The organism is Agrobacterium sp. LAD9 (assembly GCF_003031125.1).
Classification (GTDB): Bacteria; Pseudomonadota; Alphaproteobacteria; order Rhizobiales; family Rhizobiaceae; genus Agrobacterium; species Agrobacterium radiobacter.
Window position 1 is genome coordinate 30,894 of record NZ_PHGS01000034.1, and the last position, 16,478, is coordinate 47,371.

A 16,478-nucleotide genomic window follows, 5' to 3' on the forward strand; every position below is an offset into this window, starting at 1 on the left:
ATCCGATGACAGAGCTTAAATTTGTGCCAGACCAATGGGACGAGGAAGTCTCGACCGAGCCGCAGCTTTCGCCCAATGATTTCATCGAGCGCGACGGCGAAGGCTGGAAGCTGCGCCCCGCCGACAAAGACGATGCGAAAGACATCGAGTCATTCCCGCATATCCCGTTGAAGAACGGCGATATCGTTATGTTCGATGAGTACCGCAATTTCGGCACCCACCGACTGACGGTGGACGAGGACAGCAACTGGACGGTCACACCCGAGCCGCCGAACTACGCGAACTGCTTTGCCCTGCCCTATGATTTCGAGAGCATGGCTCACAATATTCCGGACTTGATTGAGTACAATTCGAGCGAGATCACGCGCGGCACTGAGATCGATATTGAGATTTGGTGGTGGTCGGACACCGCAAAGCCTTGGCAATTCGTCGTGGAAGGCGAGACCGCCCGGCTTGTCGAGTTTGTGGGGCAAGCGTGATGGAAGCCACCACGACTACCAAGCTTCAATGGCACGCCCTCTACAGCGATGGCGGCGAGGGCGAGCCTTGGATGGCCTACGTTGAAGGCCATCATGACCTGTTTGCTTTGGCACTTACCGCAGAGAGGGAAATTTGCGAGGCGTTTCCCTGCCACGGCTGCACCATCACCGAATATCTGGACAGCGCTGGCGGCGCGGGCCTTGCCCATTTCTGGCTGAAACAGGCCGATGAAGCCGGCGTGGACGGCCAACCAGTTTACGAAACGACAAATGCCAACGAAGACGGCGCGTTCGCCGTAACCGGCGTGAGGTTCGAATGAAGAACTTCGCGCAGGAACTCGAAGCCGCCGCCCGCAAACTCGCCAATGCCGTCGAGCATGACATGAACGGCACCATGGGAAAGGGCGGGAATGGCGGCCTGCTTTCAGATACGACCTTGCGCGCAGCCCATGAGGTTCATGCCATCTTGAACCGGCCAGACGCGAGGCACGCCGACGATATCGCGGTCGACCAGGTGGCGGCCGCGATGAAAGCAAAGCTGGCGAAGAAGCGCGATTGCGGCCTCGACATATGGCGCGACAACGAAAAGTGCAGTCAAACATCGCTGTCACAGGCGCTCGCCCACCATGTTCAGAAGGGCGACCCTATCGACGTGGCGAACTTTGCGATGATGCTGCACCAGCGCGGCGAGACAATCGCGCTTGACTTCAAGCCCATTGGAGTGCGGTGCACGGGCTGCGGATCATCAATGACAGATGAGCAACTAGCGGCGGAGAAGGTGAAGCGGCCGACACTGATTTCGTGCTGCCCCGAACGCAAGGTGGTTTCCGTTTACGAAAGCCCGCTCGCAGGGGCGGAGCAAGGAGCCGCCGCATGACCACTCTCGCCTCTATCGTCCTATACGCCCTTTCGGTTCTCGCCGGCAGCATGATCGGCATTGCCGCCAACGAGATAAAAAACAAACCTGAAAACACCGATACGGAAACACTTTTCGTGGTCCTCATCGTTGCGCTCTTTCTGTTTTTTGGATTAGCGACCGCTTTGCAGGTGGCATCATGAGCCGCACCCTTTGCTGGATATCCATGGGAGCCGCCAGCGTTATCGCCGCGCGGCTCATGCTTCGCGAAGAACCGCACGCGCTTGTCGTGCGTTGCGAGACAAACAATGAGGACGAAGACAACTATCGTTTTGAGGCCGACGCCCTCCGGTGGCTGAATAGGTCTGTCACCATTTTGAAGTCAGAAGATTATGAGAGCGTTCCCGAAGTTTGGGATGAACGCAACTTTATGGCCGGCATGCATGGCGCTCCCTGCACCACGGAAATGAAGATAATCCCCCGGCTATCTTTCCAACGACCCGATGACCTTCACGTTTTTGGCTACACGGCCGACAAGCTCGATATCACCCGATACGATCGCCTTAAAGCCAACTTTCCGGAACTTAAGGTGAAAGCCCCGCTCATAGAGGCCGGGATAGACAAGTCGGCAGCGCTGGGAATGCTTATCCGCGCCGGGCTGGAGCCACCCCGCACCTACGCCATGGGCTTCCCCAATGCGAACTGCTTGAAAACCGGGTGCGTAAAAGCGACTTCGCCCGACTATTGGTCATTGCTTCGCCTACGTTTTCCAGACCGGTTTGCCGAGCAGGCCGAACGTTCGCGCCGCATTGGCGCACGCCTTGCCCGGATCAAAGATGAACGGGTCTTTATCGATGAAATCCCCGCAGATTGGCCGGTCACAAACCCGATTGCCCCGGCCTGCGATTTCCTTTGCCAATTGGCGGAAATGGACATGGAGAAGGTAGCATGAGCATCATCACCGCATGGAAGCCGGAAGAAGACGTTGTTTTGCATCAGGCCCTCGGCAAGCTGGCCGAGGAATGCAGCGAGTTGGCGAAGATCGCAACGCGCTGCATGATCCAAGGTTATGCGGAAGCCGATCCGGGTACGGAAAAGCTGAATCGCACCCAGCTCATGGAAGAAGTCGCGGACGTGCGCGCCACGATGCGCTGGCTGTTTGATGTTCTGGACATACCCTTCAAGGGCGAAAGCCCGCGTGAGGCCCGGAAATTCGACGGCTTCAAACGATGGGAAGCGATGCTGCGGGCTGACACACCACCGGCAACAGGGATCGAGGTTGCTGCACGGTTCATTGAAAAACGTCGCGATGACTATGTCCAAGAACACGGCTCTTACGACCCGTCAACCGGCATGACCGAGTTTCCGGGCAATGGTGAGGAGTATGTCTATGAACTTGAAGAAATCATAGACGGCATCCGCAAGCTCGCACCACCAACAAAGCAGGAGACCAGCCGATGACCGCCGTGACGAAGACGCAAAGAGACCTGTACGAAGCTGCCGTCATTGAGCGCCTGAAGGAAAGTGGCTTCCTCGAAATCGAGATACGTACCGAGAGCCTTTTGCGCTGCGGTGAAGGATATCAAGACGAGGTCATCAACGCCGGCTGGCACTATTGGAATGCCGCCCTGTCCGCTGCGGAGCAGGTGAAGCCCTACGGCTACGTCTACGAAAGCACCGTGCGCTATTTCGACGGCAGGGGTCCACAGCGAAAAGTGGACTTCTCATACACCAAGAAAAACATATCTGATGAAGATATCGAAGAATTCGAGATATCGGAAACAGCGGTCTACTCCGCCCTCTCCGCACAGGAGCAGGGCGTGGCGCAGACTGTCGAGGCGTTCGACAAGGATCACCCGGAACTGTACTGGCACATCGCCAAGGGGAAAATCACGGCGGGCGAGCCTTTGTACGGGGCGATCATCACCGACATGGCAGGGAACGAACTCGGGCACGGTGAAAGCGATGTCAACGCCGTCGATGCGTTCAAGATCGCCGGCGCGAAAGCCAGTTTTCCATCAGCATCCGAAAAGCAGGACATTGCCGCGCTGGAAACCCAGCTGAAACATCTCATAACGACACGCCCAAACAAGGCAGCACTTGCCGCGTTCGATGATGACACACGCATGTGGTTTGTCGCCCAGCTCACCGGCAACGCCAACGGCCGTGTGCCACTCACGGAGATTGAGGCCATGGTGGCGCGGCACCTGCCACCGGCATCAGACTGCCCACACCCGAACTAGGTGAGGCAGGGTTTTGCCAGCGGCGAAACGCCATCACCGAGGAAACTTTGTGACGCCGCTTGCAGAATCAACGGGAATCACTGCTACATGTAGAGATGAAGAATACTCGTCCCTCATCCCGTGAAAGCGTTGCAGCCACCCGCGCAAGACAAGCAGCCAGAGGGCTTGTGAATGTCAGCATTGTTATGCCGGGTGAAGTGGTAGCAGAGATTGACCGTTTGAAACAGGAACGTGGGGCATCGTCCCGCGCCCCGATATTGGAAGAGGCCGTCAGGTTTTATTTAGAACAAACAAGGGCATAAAGTAAAAAGCCCCACCTTTGGCGAGGCGGGGGCTTTTTGGATAAGCAGATAAAACGATCTTGAGAACCGTAAGACAGTCTCAAGATAGTTCAGAATTAACGAACTCGCAAGATGTTAGCGCTTGCGGGAACGCTGATTTTTTGCCTGCTGTCCATGCCCTCTTGAGAGAGGACAAAGGAACCATGTTCCAGCAGATTAGCGCGGTGCAGGCAAAATCCGGCACCAGACGAACCGGCGCACCCGTGCGCAGAAACTCACGCCTGAAGGGCAAGTGTGAGGCTGTATTCTGGAAGCCCCTGCCTCGGCACGAAGCCCGCGAAATCCTGCTTGCCGCGCGCAAGTACGAACTGGCGATGAAACAGCCAGGTAAGCGCACCGGCCCCCTCGGTCATGTCGCGCTTGAAGTGCTGGATTACCTCACCAATCTGGTTGATTTCGGAAACGGCCGGCTTGATCCATCCATCAGCACCATCATGGAAAAGATCGGCCGCGCCCGCGCTGCTGTATGCCGCGCCCTCGACGCGCTCCGCACCCATGGCTTTGTCGACTGGCTGCGGCGTTATATCCCGACCGGGAATGAAGGTGCAGGCCCGCAGGTGCAGCAGACAAGCAATGCCTATCGCTTGAGCCTGCCGGCGCGCGCCAAGGCGCTTCTTGGCAAGTATGCGAGGAAGGCCACCCCCCTGCCCGACGACGCCCTACAAGCCCATCAGGAACGCCAAGACGCCATCAAGGCGCACATGGATAGCCTTTCGCCGGCCGACCGTCTGCGGGAGACTGTAGAGGACAGAGCGCGTGCCGAGCAGCTTGCGGGTTATGTCGAGCGGGCAGCACAGAACCGCGTTCAGCGGGCCGAGGAAGGCCACCAGACGCCGGCCACGAGGCAGATGCAGTTTCACTACACCCAGCCGGCGACGGCGAACCCTGCCATCGAGCGGTTCCGCAAAAATTTGGAAGCAAGAAAGGCCGAAAAGCTTTTGAATGAGCGTGAGTTCACTGAAAGAACTGAATCCGGTCCTGATTTTTATAATCCTGCGGATTAATAAGCGGACGCCGCTTGTTCGGTCCGCTTACGCGGCCCTGCGGCGGTTCCGAACCGCGTTAAAGTGCGGTTCGGCGGCAACCTATACGCAGTTTCAGGACCGGTCACACGCCCGGATAGGTCTTTTGGCTTATGAGAGGTCGCAAGGGGAAATCTTGAAGAGAATATTATTCCACATCGCCCGGAGAGGCGTCTTGCGGTGCAGCTTTAAGGCGAGCGATTGTCTGTCGGCTAACGCCGTGCTTTCGGGCCAAGGCCGAGACGCTGACGCCTTCCGCCAGTTCTGCCTTTGCTGACTTCACTTGCCGATCCGTCAATACGGGCGGCCGGCCGAAGCGCTTGCCTTTTTCCCGCGCCCGCGCCACGCCGGCTTGCGTCCGCTCAATCAGCAGGTCGCGCTCAAATTGGGCCATCGCATTCAGAATGTGCATCGTCATCGTGCCGGCCGAGCTGGTTAGATCGAGGCCACCCAATTGGAGGCAATGCACCCTCACCCCGTTTTCAGCCAGCATCTTGACCGTGCTGCTGACGTCCATCGCGTCACGGCCGAGGCGATCCAGCTTTGTCACAATCAACACGTCTTCCGGTTCGAGGCGGTCGAGTAGTTTCAAGAACCCCGGCCGCTGAGCCACCGGCGTACTTCCGGAGATCGTTTCCGAGATTATCCGGCGCGGCATGATGCTAAAGCCGGCCCTTTCAATTTCCGCAATCTGGTTCTCGGCCGACTGCCCGACCGTCGAAACACGCACGTAAGCAAAAATTCGAGACATTCTCTCCCCTGCCCTGCCCATAAGTGACCGGGTTATTATTGGACATGTCGCATTTGCTTGAAAGGGGGTTTCGACCAGGTGCCAACGCTAGCACCACATCCGGACGTTTTTGAGCATCCACTTTCCGGTGCCAGCCCCATAGCTAACTCACCACGAATTATGAGGAATTTCAGCAAGGTGAAAGATAAGTGATTTTTAACTTTCAGCACTTCATACACGCATTAACGGCCACGCACTTGCATTATGCTGCATCAGCGTTAAATTGCGTCAATCATAACGCATCAACGTTAAACAACGTGCGTGTTAACGCGACATAAAGCATTATACCGCATCGTGACGCTACAACGTTAATCAAGGAAGGACGCGCTATGCCAGTTATCACTGTTGCGAACCCGAAGGGAGGGGCTGGCAAGACCACCACTCTGTTGGTTCTCGCCACGAGCCTCGCAGCCCAAGGTGCTAGCGTGATTATCATCGACTGTGACCGGCGCAAGTGGTCTGTGAAATGGAGGGCAGGGGACTCCAAGAACCCCGTTGTTGTCGATGGCGATGCGACAGAAACCAACATTATTTCGAAGATTGACGCCTACCGCAAAGAATATCAATTCGTGTTTGTCGATCTGGAGGGCGTAGCGAGCCTGTTGGTATCTCGCGCAATGTCCCGCGCTAACCTTGTCCTCATACCCTTGCAAGCCAGCCCTATGGATGCCGGCTCCGCTGCGGAAGCTATCGCACTCATTGAGGCTGAGGAGCAGACGCTTGATAAAAAAATACCTCATCGAGTGATATTCACTCGCACGTCAGAGGCTATTCCATCACGCCTTCAAAAAGAAATTATTTCACAGATAAATCTTGGCGAAGTGCAGCGCTTCAAGAACGACCTCAATGAGCGAGCCGCGTTCAAGTCGCTACTGCTCTACCGAGTTGATATCACAGAGATGGACCCGAAGCTGGTGAACGGCATTCCACAGGCAATCGCCAACGCCAACCGGCTAATGGAAGAGGTTGTTGAGTTTTTCGTGAATAAGGAGCAAGCAGCATGACCGATTTGGGCTTTGGAAAGAAATTGCTGGCTATTACGCCCGACACCTCACCATCTGAGCCGTCCGATACCACACAAATAGACCGCCTCGCGGAACAGCACGGCTTTACATCGCGGGAGCCAACGCAAAAGATTATTCGCCGGAAGGATGCGGAGCCATCGGCCAACCTCAACATACGCCCTCCGATATCCACCTATAACCGTTTCCTGACCTTCGCGATTGAGAATAATCTTAGCTATCCAGCCGCCCTAAAGGAGCTGATGGATCGCGCTAAAGTGTAGTTGACGCATCTGCGTTAACGCGCGTCATTCAATCAAGCCGCCCGGCGTCACCGAGCGGCTTTTTGTATGCACAAAAAACTTGCGCAATCCTTTTATTTATCGTACATACAATTTATGAAGATTATTTGGGACGAACCGAAGCGCCAAGCGAACCTGACCAAACACGGTCTAGACTTCGCTGACCTGTCGATTGATTTCTTCACAACAGCCAAAGTCCAGCCTTCCAAGGAAGGCCGCTATAAGGCGATAGGAAATTTCGAAGGCATTACCGTTATCGCCGTTGTGTTTCGTCCATATGGCTCAGAAGCCCTTTCCGTCATTTCCATGCGACGGGCAAACAAGGCAGAAAGGAATTTATCATGACCCGGAAATGGCCTCAGTATATCACCGCCGATCTCGGAGACACCGAAGCTGACGCCGTTGAAATGCGCCGTCGCTGGCACGAGTATGACCGTGCCATGAAAGACCTGATTGCCAAGGGCGGCGTACATCAAGACGATGATGGCTGGTGGGTTGAAACCGCAACTGGCGAAATGATCGGTCCCGATCCTGAGATCGAGCGGCCGCTAGAAGCGGACGAGCAAGCAAAGATGAAGCCGTTGCGCGAAGTGCTGCCGGGTCTGGCTAAAAGCATCGACCGGGAAATAGCCCGGCGCGGCCGGCCGAAAGCGCAGACGCACAAAAAGCCCGTCACGATCAGGCTCGACCCTGAAGTAGTCGAACATTACAAGGCGATGGGGAAAGGGTGGCAGTCGCGCATAAATAGCGATCTGAGAAAGATATCTGGCTTTCATTAAGCCAGACCACGGAAGCCGCCCCAACCGGGCGGCTTTTTTTGTTCCACCGGCGATTGCTTGACTCCTTTTGCATATGAGAACATTCATAGAACGAAAAGGAAGGATCAATTGCCCGCGCCGCTCCTGAAATCATCCGACATTCAAACCACAATCAGGAAGCCGCTTAGCTGGCCAATGCTGATTTGCCATCAGAACGAATGGCAGGTTTGTTACAAGGCAAAGGGAAAGCTGGACTGGCGCACTGTCACGGCATGGGTCTACGGCCGGGAAAGCATCTTCTTTTGCGAAGTCGGGCAGGAGCAACATGTCGTGGATTTGCCAGACCCAAAGAAGGTGCCGTTCTTTGATGCCGGATTTCCCTTCACAGTCGATGAAATCACCGAGGACGGCTTTCGCTTCAAGGAACTTGCCGGCGCTGACAATATCGTGGCCGCGAATGCCGCCTATCAGGTCTACAGGCACAATCGCACCGGCATAGTGCGTCTTCGGCATGGCGGCCGGATGCTGCGCCGATCCGATGAAGATAGCGGATAGGGCAGGGCGCAAAATCATTTCATTGATCGCCGGCGGCCGAGACGCCGGCATGAAACATTCCTTCGCAGGCGTGTAATTTTGTTGCGCGCTGCGCGCCACCTGGTCGCGCGATCGGAGCGAGGAATTAGAATGTCATTCCCGATGCCAGAAACGAAAAAAGCCGCCCGGCGTAACCGAACGGCTTTTCCATGTCACTGCTTTTGAGACTGAGGCAGGTCGCTTAGCAAAAGCAGCCATTTTTCAGCGTCGTCTTTTGGCATTTTATACAGCACGTAAAATGATCCGTTTATGCTGACCTCAACAGGTCCGCCCGTAGAGGTGTCGATAACGTTCCAGTTGCCATCTTCGTGCTGCGAGAGGCGGAATTTACGGTTCTTTTCCATGACAGGGAAATATCAGGCCGGAGACGAAAAAGAAACCCGCGACCGCACCGGCCGGCTTTCGTTTTCATAGCAATGGCAGGTTTGGAATGGCCGGCTCTTTCCCGTCGAGAATGACGACTTCGCCAACCTCTTTTCCTTCGCCGCCTCGAATGGTGTAGGTCAACGAGACAGGCGTCATGGGATAGCGACCAAAGATTTCGCGCACTTCCGGCCGGTCATTGAGCGAGATCATGAACCGGCCCTTGATCGTGCCAAGACGTTCGGCCATCTCCGCGAAATCATCCCGCTTGAAGACGTTCTTTCCATAGTCGTTTTCGCAGCCGTAGTAAGGCGGATCGAGATAGAACATTGCGCCCGGCCGATCATACCGTTCAATGAGTGTGCGCCAGTCGAGGCACTCGATGACGACGCCGGCGAGGCGTTCGTGAACTTCCTCCATGATGGGCGTCAGCCGCGTGATGTTGAACCGCGCGCCGCCCGTGGTATCGACTCCGAAGGACCGGCCGGCAATCTTGCCGCCGAATGCCAGCTTTTGCAGGTAGAGGAACCGGGCGGCCCTTTCGAGATCGGTCAGGGTAGCAGGATCGCACGCGGCCAGCCGCTCGAATTCCCGCCGTGACGAGACTTGGAATTTCATCACCTCCAGCAGCTGGGGCAAGTGACGCTGCAGGATGCGAAACAGCGTCGTCACGTCGCCGGAAATATCGTTGATGACTTCTGCCCGAGGTGCAAGGCGACGGCGGAAGAACACGCCGCCCATGCCGGTAAACGGCTCCACATAAAGGTCATGCGGAATTTGCTCGAGCAATGCAGCGATCCGGCCGGCGAGCTGTTTTTTACCGCCGAGATAGGCGGCAGGAGGGGAGACCGGCCGCACTTCGGAAAACTGGAAGAGATTTTGCATTGTATAAGACCATCTTTTCTGACAAACCGCCCCGGCCTGCGCAGGCGAAGGGTGCGGCAATGATCTTCGTTGTTGTCGGGCGGGGTACGACGCCAATCTGCACCCGCTGTTGCAGCCGCAAGGCTGCGGCCACCCGAGGGCGGCATACAAAAGGGCCGGCGAGGGGATACCTGCCGGCCCTTTGATTTTATGGGTTAAGACAACCTACGCCGCCAACCCGATGCGCGGCTTGTCGCCCTCTACCATCATGATTTTCTGAAGCCGTAACGGCAGGTTTGATGCAGGAGCCGTCACGCCGAAACCAGCGCGGATCGAGAAGTATGTCGTGAATGCGTTCGGGTCTATGTCGGCATCAATCAGCACGTTATGAAAGACCGCCATCATCCATCCGCCCGTGACCTGGTCGCCAGCTCCACCGAATTGCAGGGCAGCGCCGACAAGCGTGCGCGTTCCACCCCCGGACTTCACCACCCAATTGATAGTTGGACTACGTTGCCCAGCCACAGAATAATAAAGGATGGCAACAGTAACCCGTTTGCCAAGGAGGGGTGTCAACTCGGTTGTCCTGATGTAACGCACCATCCCAGCGGCAGCATTGCCGTTTGGCGTCATCGAAAACGAATGAGCAAAACCCGGCCACTTAACATTGGCGTCCTTGCTCGCCGTCGCCGGGGCTTGCGCGCTCCAATTGACGGGAACTGCACCCGTCCAGTTTGTGAAGTCAGGGTTAGCGTGCAGATTGGTCCCGGCAGTGAGCGGCCACGGTGCGGTGGTGTAACCAGCAACCGGTGTCGATCCGCGATAGCTGGTAATCAAATATTCCGCTATTTTCGCGTAACCAAGTTCGTTCGGATGCGTGTCATCCAGATACCAGGTGGGCGGCTTTCCCGCATCCATGAACGCCTGATGCGTGTCGATGACCATGATATCGGTCAGTGACGCGCCAATCTCAAGAATTGCTGCCCTCACCTTGTCATAGCCCGCGCTGCTGCGTTTCGGGTTTTGGGTGGTGATGATCTGCGGCACGCCGGGCCATTTCAGGCAGGTCATGGCAATGGGACCGAGGAAGGCTGATTTGCCAGATACGTATCTGACGTCGCCGCTCGAAAGCTCAAAGCTTTGCATGTTGTGGCCCTGATGCATGATGCAGAGATCGGGCGTCGGGATCGCCAGCGCGGCGGCGCGCTGGTCGGCGAACATATAGCCAGCCATGCCACCCGGCAAAGCCGCAAGATAAACCGTCAGGGTGCCGCGCCTGCCCGTGCGAAGCGTAACGGGAGCTGCATAAGCTTTCGGGCCAGTCGCGGCATTGATCTGCCATTCTGCCCAACGATATATGATGACGGTGGCATCGTGCATGTCGCCTATCGCTTCCGCCAGACGATAGAAAATACCGGGATCGGCATAGGCGGTGCTGTCACCGTTCACAAGCAGCGTGGCGTTTTGGCCAGCTTCAAGCTTTGCATGCATGGGCGACCACGCGTTGATGCCCCGCACATTGATCGTAAAGGTTTTTCGCCGCACCCGCTTTCCGTCTGTAGCCTCAATCGTCACAGCCGGCGCAGGCATTGCCTTATGGTCAAGCGGGGTGAGGCCGCGCACGATATTACGACCGGATATAGCAAAGCGGCCGCCAGCGTCATCGAGCAATTTGAATGTCCAGGGCATGCCTACCTCCAAAGCGGCGAGCGCGTCCCCGGCCGCTGCCACATCGTCAAAATTCAAAGATGAAAGGGTGACCATAGCGCGGGCCTCGTAGACGGACAGAACAGCCAGAGCTGCCCCTGCCAACGCAGTCTCCTCAAAGTCCAGTTTCGATATCTCGATGACAGGCCCGCCATCGTCACCGGGCATGGAAAGCCCCATGCCGGCCCGCAGTGAAAAGCCACTCATGTCCGGCCCTCGCTATAGCCGCGCAACGCAACGTCCACTGCGGTTGCGGACCGCACATAAACCTTGTCCGTTTCCGCGAGACTGGTGACCAGCTCGCGCGTACCATCCATGGACAAGAGGAGATAATTCGGCGTGTTCGGAGCCGGCAAGTTTTCCCCAATCACAACGTAGACGGGGTATTCCGTAGCGGTTTGCAGACCAAAGCGGCTGCATGTCTCGCCATCGAGAGCCAGCTTGTATTCGGTTGTTCCGGCGACAGAAAATGTATTGGTCATTTTATCCTCAGAGATTGCGTTTGATAGGTGTCGCAGGGCTGCAAGCGTCCGCGAGGGCAAAAAGAAACGAGCCGGAAGGAAACCCGCCCGGCCCGTCGATATCGAAAAAGTCAGGCGACCTTTTTGCTAAACCAGCGCTGGAAGAGAACTTCCGTTCCGCGCGGCCCCAAATAGGCGAGCGCGGCGATGAGGCCGGTTGATGCGGGCTGGCTCATGCCGACGTATGACGCAAGGCCTTCACCGATCAGCGCCATACCCACGGCCACCGGAAACTCCCAAAGCAACTCGCGCCCGAAGAACTTCCGGTTCCCCTTTCTGGCTTCATTGCCGTGCCACATGAAGCGGCCGGCAAGTGCGCCGATGATAGTTGTGAATGCCCCGCCGCCCCATGCGGTCAGCATTTCGTTGAAAGAATTAAACTTGTCCACCTTCAGCCCCTTAGGCTTCCCTGAAGCCTCACGATTTCTATTTCCGGCAGGCAGGGTCTTTGATGCACTGCTGGTTGTTTGAGTGGATGGCAGGCCCGGCCGTCGCGTCCTGCGAAGCCAGTCGGGCCGCCTGCGGATCGGAAAACCCGACAAAGTTATAACCGGAGCCTTCAGTCGCAGGCGCTGTCTGGCAGGCCGCTAAAACGCATGAAAGCGAGGCAACGGTGGCGAGGCGAAAGGCCACGAAACGATGCATTATTTTTCTCCATTTCGGCGATGCGTTGGAGCGCGTTCTTTGCGGCCTTCACCTCGCCCTCTGCGCGCTCGATGGAGCGCCCTTCGTGCTTTCCGAGGTGATAAGAGCCAGCGGCGAGGGCGAACGCGCAGATAAGCCCCCCAGCCGCCATTTTCAGCCATCCGGCATCCAGAGCGAACATTACGGCGCGGCGCTCCGGTTGATCGTGATCCGGCCGGAACCGACAAGCCACGTCAGAACCACAGCCCCGGTTGTGGCAAAGACCAAGCTACCGAAGGCCCACGGATTGGAGATCGCGCCGAACAGGGTTGCGCCGCTTTCAACAACCCCCTTCAGATCATCCACCGCGCCGAGGCCGATAGCGCCGAGGAAGCTGCCGATGATCGTCAAGAGCGATTTGCTTTTCATGGCCGGCACGTTGTCCGCCTGCGCATCGCGTTCGGCAACATCGTCCGGCTGGCCCTGATAGTAGGCGAGGGCGGCGGCTTCCAAGGCATCGAGAAAGGATTTGTAATAGCCGGCGATCAGCTTCGCCTTGTCCCTGCCGTTGACGACCGCGCGCGCGCCGACCGGATCATCATTCTTAAGGTTGAAATAATCCGTCAGCTTCTTGCCGGTAAACAGGCCTTCCAGCATGCCCACGATGGCAATCTCTGCGCTGATATCGAGATCAAGGGCGAGAGATGGATTGCCGACCAGGTCAACGCCGATCCGCTCACCAAGCTTGCTGTAGTTTTCTTTGTGCGTGATCTGGATATCGCCACGGCCGAACCAGCTCTTGCCGTCCTTGTCCTTTTGCCAGTACGGCAATGTTACCTGTCCGAGCCTTCCGGCCTTCCACGCCTTATCAAGCGCAGCGATTGCGCCAGCGTCGGTTGAGGCGAAGGTTTCTCGCACCGGCACCATCCTGCCGCCCGTTTCGTGAAACACCGAAGCAAGAATGTAGGCGAGTGGGCGTTTATCCGGAGCGGGAATTTTGTGAGAGTCCCAGCACCGGAAAAGTGCATTCATGCCGTCAATCTGGCCTTGCGAAAGACGGCCGCCAAAAGGCGCGCGCCTCGCATATGCGAAGAACGTTGTCGCATCCATAAGGATATCTCCGTTTTGATGAGGTTTGCCCGAAGGCGAGGGGAGGGAATGAACCTTGTGGTTCAAGCGCCCGGCAAGGCCGGGCATTGCCAAGTCGCGCGGAGCGACCAGACGGGAAAGGCCGACGCATTGCGCCGGCGATCAGATATTTAGTTTTCGTCTGTGCGCCCCAGCCGAGGCGTCAGGAAGTGTGCCGGCGTTGCGGGTGTACTAGGTGCACTGTTCGGCGCGACCTTGCCGCCGCCTTCCGTTCCGCCCTTCGAGCCGCCAGCGCCGCCAGAGGAACCGCCGCCATCGTCATCGTCGCCTTCCGTCGATGATTTGCCATCGTAGAGCTTGCCGGAAATGTCGGTGGTGAAGGTGCCCTTCGCGACATATTTGTGCGTGGCCGTGTCGATGATGTAGGGCACGCCGTCGAGGCCCGGCCGAATGCCGGCGTAGAGCAGGGGAGCGCCGGCGCAGATCGAGGTATCGCCAATCACCGTGACCGATGTGCTACCCTCGCCACGCTTCAGGCTTTTGGCTTTCGCCTGTGCCGCCTTGTCCGCTTCATCCGGCGACGAAAACGGCTCCGGAATGCGGTAGACGCTTTCGCCATCCGCATCCGCATCCGCTTCGATTTCGACCCGCTGCGCCTTGTCGCTGTCCTGATAGTAGGCAACCACCTTGCTGTATTTGGTGCGGTCGCCAATATCGAATTTCAGGCTACCGAGCTGTACCATTTCAGGGGTGACAATGACGCTACCGATATTGGTGCCGCTTGCCGATCTGCCCGAACCCAGCTTTGAGAACAGCAACCGGCCCTGCTTGATCGAGAACAGCCCGTTATGGCGCTGGGCGAGCCGGCGCAGGAAATGCAGGTTGCTTTCATCCTGCTGGCCGATCCAGTCATAAACAAACTTCGACAGGTCGGAATCAATCGCTGGCGTCAGGCCGCTTTCATCGGCGATCTGCGAGACGATATCGCCAAGGGACTTTTTATCCCATGCCCGCTCTTGCCGTTCCTTCAGCTTGCCGCTTCGAAAGTCCACGGCCTTTCCGGAGATCGACAGGCTATAAGGAAGACAAGCGCCATTGATCTTGTCGGCCGTGAAGGTGCCGAGCGAGCCGAGGTTCTGACCGTAGCCCATCCGGACGGCGATGATGGCACCCTTTCGGGGCAGGGCCAGAAAGTCGGGCGAGCCATCGTTAAGCTCGATATCGACCGTGTCGGATTTCAACCCTTCCTTATCGGTCACCGTGATGGACTTCAGGCGCTCATAGAACGTGCCGGCCACGGGCTGGCCGTCAATGGTGACTTCGACGCGTGGATGCATGGCTCAATCCCAAAGGCTGACAAGGCGCGGTTGCGTCGTGGTCGACGGCATGGCCGGCATGATGATCGAGGTGCCGAGCGGCAGCACCACGCCCAGCGCCGCAAGGCCCGGATTTGCTTCAAGCACGGCCTCGACGACTTTTTCCGTTCGGCCGTAATGCGCGAGGCAGGCGAGATCGACGGTTTCACCCTGCCGCGTAATGTAAGTGTTCGACATGGAAAATCACCGGAAGAGATTGGAAAGAAAGCTTGTGGCGCGATCCAGAATGGAGCCACCGGGCAGGGGCATGGTGTCCGGCTGGCGCTTGAGCTTGATTGTGTAGGCGTTGCGAGCAGCCTCGCCCCGCGCATTGTGATGGGACTTATCTTCCTCAATGCCCTGCACCGTGAAAATGCCTCGAATGACACCCTCGACCGCATCACCTGTCACCAGCATCATGGGCACGCCGGCGAGCGCTTCAGCGGCAATGCCGTCGAGCTGCGATTGCCCGCCGAATTCCTCCGTGAAGATAACGCCGGCGATGGTGATTTCGTCTGACGTTGGGCCGGTCCATTGCTGGGGGTTGAGGGTTTGCCCCACGGCCACTTCAGCCCATGGGGTATTCAGGGAGCGCTTGACGCCCTGATAGCCGAAGCCCAGCGCTTCGAAACCGAAGCCGCCAAGCATCATTGACGTGTAACCGGACATATTTTACCTCTGGCGACGCATGATGAATAAGAGGGGGAACAGCGGTGAAGCCAACGCTGATACTTGCACCGCTGCTGATTTTCGCGACCGTCGCGCTCGCTGCCCCGAAAAGAAATTCCACTCAAGTTGCGCTTGAGCTGGGAACAGTGCTGGCGGCCGAAGAGTTTTGCGGCCTAACCTACGATCATGAGATGATCGCGTCCTACATTGAGAAAAATGTCGCGGCCGACGACATGGGCTTTGCCTCAACACTTCAGCTTTTGACAGCGGGGAAGCAGTCGGAACACAAAGACATGACGGCGACCGCCAAAGCGGCCCATTGCACACAAATCCGCAGGGCCGCCAAGGCGAACGGGTTCATTCACTAGTCACTGAAGGCGCTTTCGACATCCTGCCGCACTTTTTCGCCGATCTGCGAGGCGGCTGCATTTCCGGCCGCCTGCGGATCGGAAACACCCGTGATACTGAACTGGTTGTTTACATTAACGACAACAGGCTGCTGGTTTGTGACCCTCACATCCTGTGTGCCGTTCGGCTTAACCATTTCAGCAATCGAGCCAGCATCGATGCGAGCCAAAACCGGCTGACCGGAGGCGCTTGCCGTCGCCGGCGCATCGCCCCCCGATCCACCCACGCCGGAAATACCGGCGTGTTCGCGAAAGCTGAATTCCGGTTTGGCTGCATCGCCGAACCAAAAGCTGTCCCAGCCAGAAACCCCCGAAGCATCCTTGTTGAGACCAAAGAGCTTCTGCAGACCTTCCTTGTATTTTTGCTGGTTCTTGACCTGGTCCTGAAACGTATCGCCGGGGGTGTCGCCCAAACTCTGGACAGACAGGCCAAAGCCGAGCTGCGAACCGAAACCCTTCAGCCACTGGCCAGCTTGGCTGTACCACGGTAGGA

General features: G+C 57.2%; 25 protein-coding genes and 1 pseudogene. 14 read left to right on the forward strand and 12 right to left on the reverse strand.

All coding sequences use genetic code 11. The annotated features are described in order from the left end of the window. Positions 1-5 precede the first annotated feature (5 nt). From DA915_RS28370 to DA915_RS28410, 9 genes are all read left to right on the forward strand, one after another. Entirely contained in the window at positions 6-479 is a 474-nt protein-coding gene (locus DA915_RS28370; RefSeq protein WP_107678073.1) for a hypothetical protein, read from the forward strand. After that, positions 479-799, forward strand: coding sequence for a hypothetical protein (locus tag DA915_RS28375; protein ID WP_107678074.1), 321 nt, complete (start codon positions 479-481; stop codon positions 797-799). The genes DA915_RS28370 and DA915_RS28375 overlap by 1 nt, the downstream gene beginning before the upstream one ends. Then, positions 796-1,356 (forward strand): hypothetical protein, encoded by a 561-nt coding sequence (locus DA915_RS28380; protein WP_107678075.1) that lies wholly within the window; start codon positions 796-798, stop codon positions 1,354-1,356. The genes DA915_RS28375 and DA915_RS28380 overlap by 4 nt, the downstream gene beginning before the upstream one ends. Continuing rightward, a complete protein-coding gene (locus tag DA915_RS28385) occupies positions 1,353-1,538 on the forward strand; it encodes a hypothetical protein (protein WP_107678076.1) in 186 nt (61 codons plus the stop codon). Before DA915_RS28380 ends, DA915_RS28385 begins: the two co-directional genes overlap by 4 nt. Next, on the forward strand, positions 1,535-2,287 hold the full coding sequence (locus DA915_RS28390; RefSeq protein WP_107678077.1) for a hypothetical protein: 753 nt from the start codon (positions 1,535-1,537) through the stop codon (positions 2,285-2,287). The genes DA915_RS28385 and DA915_RS28390 overlap by 4 nt, the downstream gene beginning before the upstream one ends. Continuing rightward, positions 2,284-2,796 (forward strand): hypothetical protein, encoded by a 513-nt coding sequence (locus DA915_RS29115; protein ID WP_192886698.1) that lies wholly within the window; start codon positions 2,284-2,286, stop codon positions 2,794-2,796. Before DA915_RS28390 ends, DA915_RS29115 begins: the two co-directional genes overlap by 4 nt. Then, positions 2,793-3,578: a hypothetical protein gene (locus DA915_RS28400; protein WP_107678078.1), complete on the forward strand. Its 786-nt coding sequence runs from the start codon at positions 2,793-2,795 to the stop codon at positions 3,576-3,578. Before DA915_RS29115 ends, DA915_RS28400 begins: the two co-directional genes overlap by 4 nt. 185 nt (positions 3,579-3,763) lie before the next feature. Further along, positions 3,764-3,880 carry a ribbon-helix-helix protein, CopG family gene (locus DA915_RS29365; RefSeq protein ID WP_236764486.1) on the forward strand — a complete coding sequence of 39 codons (117 nt, stop codon included), beginning with the start codon at positions 3,764-3,766 and terminating at the stop codon, positions 3,878-3,880. Between the two features lie 182 nt (positions 3,881-4,062). Beyond that, on the forward strand, positions 4,063-4,923 hold the full coding sequence (locus tag DA915_RS28410; RefSeq protein WP_107678080.1) for a replication protein A: 861 nt from the start codon (positions 4,063-4,065) through the stop codon (positions 4,921-4,923). Between the two features lie 166 nt (positions 4,924-5,089). On the opposite strand, the gene DA915_RS28415 is transcribed toward DA915_RS28410, so the two are convergent. Then, a complete protein-coding gene (locus tag DA915_RS28415; protein ID WP_107678081.1) occupies positions 5,090-5,692 on the reverse strand; it encodes a recombinase family protein in 603 nt (200 codons plus the stop codon). Positions 5,693-6,060: 368 nt separating this feature from the next. On the opposite strand from DA915_RS28415, the gene DA915_RS28420 reads away from it, so the two are divergent. The 4 genes from DA915_RS28420 to DA915_RS29370 all read left to right on the forward strand — a co-directional run bounded on the left by DA915_RS28420 (position 6,061) and on the right by DA915_RS29370 (position 7,813). Next, the gene (locus DA915_RS28420; protein WP_107678082.1) at positions 6,061-6,735 is read left to right on the forward strand and encodes a ParA family protein; all 675 of its coding nucleotides are present in this window, start codon (positions 6,061-6,063) and stop codon (positions 6,733-6,735) included. Further along, on the forward strand, positions 6,732-7,016 hold the full coding sequence (locus DA915_RS28425; RefSeq protein WP_107678083.1) for a hypothetical protein: 285 nt from the start codon (positions 6,732-6,734) through the stop codon (positions 7,014-7,016). The genes DA915_RS28420 and DA915_RS28425 overlap by 4 nt, the downstream gene beginning before the upstream one ends. 114 nt (positions 7,017-7,130) lie before the next feature. After that, positions 7,131-7,379, forward strand: a complete 249-nt coding sequence (locus DA915_RS28430; RefSeq protein WP_107678095.1) for a BrnT family toxin — start codon at positions 7,131-7,133, stop codon at positions 7,377-7,379. After that, the gene (locus tag DA915_RS29370; RefSeq protein WP_244600819.1) at positions 7,376-7,813 is read left to right on the forward strand and encodes a BrnA antitoxin family protein; all 438 of its coding nucleotides are present in this window, start codon (positions 7,376-7,378) and stop codon (positions 7,811-7,813) included. Before DA915_RS28430 ends, DA915_RS29370 begins: the two co-directional genes overlap by 4 nt. 129 nt (positions 7,814-7,942) lie before the next feature. Here the strand turns inward: DA915_RS29370 and DA915_RS28770 are convergent, their stop codons facing one another. The 10 genes from DA915_RS28770 to DA915_RS28490 all read right to left on the reverse strand — a co-directional run bounded on the left by DA915_RS28770 (position 7,943) and on the right by DA915_RS28490 (position 15,578). Further along, positions 7,943-8,398: a hypothetical protein gene (locus DA915_RS28770; protein ID WP_153064615.1), complete on the reverse strand. Its 456-nt coding sequence runs from the start codon at positions 8,396-8,398 to the stop codon at positions 7,943-7,945. Positions 8,399-8,538: 140 nt separating this feature from the next. Beyond that, the gene (locus tag DA915_RS28445) at positions 8,539-8,730 is read right to left on the reverse strand and encodes a hypothetical protein (RefSeq protein WP_107678085.1); all 192 of its coding nucleotides are present in this window, start codon (positions 8,728-8,730) and stop codon (positions 8,539-8,541) included. Between the two features lie 64 nt (positions 8,731-8,794). After that, the gene (locus tag DA915_RS28450) at positions 8,795-9,634 is read right to left on the reverse strand and encodes a DNA adenine methylase (protein ID WP_107678086.1); all 840 of its coding nucleotides are present in this window, start codon (positions 9,632-9,634) and stop codon (positions 8,795-8,797) included. Between the two features lie 204 nt (positions 9,635-9,838). After that, positions 9,839-11,527 carry an SGNH/GDSL hydrolase family protein gene (locus DA915_RS28455; RefSeq protein WP_244600820.1) on the reverse strand — a complete coding sequence of 563 codons (1,689 nt, stop codon included), beginning with the start codon at positions 11,525-11,527 and terminating at the stop codon, positions 9,839-9,841. Beyond that, the gene (locus tag DA915_RS28460) at positions 11,524-11,802 is read right to left on the reverse strand and encodes a hypothetical protein (protein WP_107678087.1); all 279 of its coding nucleotides are present in this window, start codon (positions 11,800-11,802) and stop codon (positions 11,524-11,526) included. The genes DA915_RS28455 and DA915_RS28460 overlap by 4 nt, the downstream gene beginning before the upstream one ends. Positions 11,803-11,912: 110 nt before the next feature. Further along, the gene (locus DA915_RS28465) at positions 11,913-12,203 is read right to left on the reverse strand and encodes a phage holin family protein (protein WP_107678098.1); all 291 of its coding nucleotides are present in this window, start codon (positions 12,201-12,203) and stop codon (positions 11,913-11,915) included. A gap of 463 nt (positions 12,204-12,666) precedes the next feature. Beyond that, positions 12,667-13,575, reverse strand: a complete 909-nt coding sequence (locus DA915_RS28475) for a glycoside hydrolase family 19 protein (protein WP_107678089.1) — start codon at positions 13,573-13,575, stop codon at positions 12,667-12,669. A 149-nt stretch (positions 13,576-13,724) separates the two neighbouring features. Continuing rightward, entirely contained in the window at positions 13,725-14,891 is a 1,167-nt protein-coding gene (locus tag DA915_RS28480) for a phage late control D family protein (RefSeq protein ID WP_107678090.1), read from the reverse strand. Between the two features lie 3 nt (positions 14,892-14,894). Beyond that, a complete protein-coding gene (locus DA915_RS28485; RefSeq protein WP_107678091.1) occupies positions 14,895-15,107 on the reverse strand; it encodes a tail protein X in 213 nt (70 codons plus the stop codon). Positions 15,108-15,113: 6 nt separating this feature from the next. Continuing rightward, positions 15,114-15,578: a phage tail protein gene (locus DA915_RS28490; protein ID WP_107678092.1), complete on the reverse strand. Its 465-nt coding sequence runs from the start codon at positions 15,576-15,578 to the stop codon at positions 15,114-15,116. Positions 15,579-15,622: 44 nt separating this feature from the next. Between DA915_RS28490 and DA915_RS28495 the strand changes: the two genes are divergently transcribed. Beyond that, positions 15,623-15,946, forward strand: coding sequence for a signal recognition particle (locus DA915_RS28495; protein WP_107678093.1), 324 nt, complete (start codon positions 15,623-15,625; stop codon positions 15,944-15,946). On the opposite strand, the pseudogene DA915_RS28500 reads toward DA915_RS28495, so the two are convergent. Next, positions 15,943-16,478 (reverse strand): annotated as a pseudogene (locus DA915_RS28500) (phage tail tape measure protein); the annotation flags it as partial. The gene DA915_RS28495 and the pseudogene DA915_RS28500 overlap by 4 nt on opposite strands.